This window comes from Corynebacterium sp. MSK071 (assembly GCF_030232125.1).
Lineage (GTDB): Bacteria > Actinomycetota > Actinomycetes > Mycobacteriales > Mycobacteriaceae > Corynebacterium > Corynebacterium kefirresidentii.
In genome coordinates this window covers 1-322 of record NZ_JASPJA010000061.1, presented here as the reverse complement: position 1 = coordinate 322, position 322 = coordinate 1, and the positions used below count along the sequence as shown (strand labels likewise).

The following is a 322-nucleotide window of genomic DNA, read 5'->3' as shown; positions in this document are numbered from 1 at the left end:
CGTGACACGGTCTGTGCCGTCGTTTATCCACCGCCAGCGTATACCGGCTTCGATGAGTTCCCTTTCGACTGCCATAGCGAATCGGGTGTCGGTGTCCACAGCGTCGATGAGGGAGACGATTTCACCAAGGCTAGCTTTTGTCGCCGCCTTCGCTCCAGTCCTGCATGAACGTGTTGAACTCGTCCATGTGCATGTTATCGATGACATCGAGGGTGCCGTCGTGAGATTTGTCGGCGGCTCGCTCGAGAATCATCCAGGAGAAGTCTTCATCATCAAGGCCGTCTCGCTTGGCGCGGCGGCGGTCGCCGACGGTGATGATGGA

The 322-nt window shown here is 57.8% G+C and carries 1 protein-coding gene; it reads right to left on the bottom strand.

Annotation, left to right across the window (positions count from 1 at the left end; translation table 11 throughout):
* Positions 1-130 precede the first annotated feature (130 nt).
* Positions 131-322, bottom strand: a 192-nt coding sequence (locus QP990_RS12200; RefSeq protein ID WP_284799434.1) for a hypothetical protein, incomplete at its 5' end; no start/stop codon positions are given.